The organism is Gluconobacter sp. P1D12_c (assembly GCF_018812105.1).
In the GTDB taxonomy this organism is placed as follows: Bacteria; Pseudomonadota; Alphaproteobacteria; order Acetobacterales; family Acetobacteraceae; genus Gluconobacter; species Gluconobacter oxydans_A.
The window spans coordinates 1-383 of sequence record NZ_JACSIQ010000754.1 but is presented as its reverse complement, the minus strand read 5'-3'; the positions used below and the strand labels follow the sequence as shown (position 1 = coordinate 383).

Sequence of the window (383 nt, the reverse complement as noted above, 5' to 3'; positions counted from 1 at the left end):
CGCTCGAGGCCGTATTGGTTTTATCTAACAGCCCCTCTCTCAATCGCGCACCATCACTGGCGGCGGCATCCGTCGTCTTCCATTTTCGGATGAACCGAAACTTCCGGTCGATGGAGACGTGGGATTTGTAGCCAAAGAACGGGATGGCGAGATCGCTCGACGGTATGGTTCCATCGTCCTGCCGCTTCGCCTTCGTGAACTTAAGTGTCCATCGTGCATGACGATCCTTATGCGACATCTTTGCGGGCTTGTCCTGCCAGTCTTCTGGAATACGTCCTGCCCGGAGATCCGCTTTCTCAGCCTTCGTATTGCGCTGCTTTGGAGCAGCCACCAGTGTTGCATCCAGGATCTGGCCGGACATCGGGAGATAACCGGCGTTCCGC

General features: G+C 56.4%; 1 pseudogene. It reads right to left on the bottom strand.

Annotation, left to right across the window (positions count from 1 at the left end):
• Positions 1–383: pseudogene (locus KP705_RS19045) on the bottom strand (IS5/IS1182 family transposase); the annotation flags it as partial.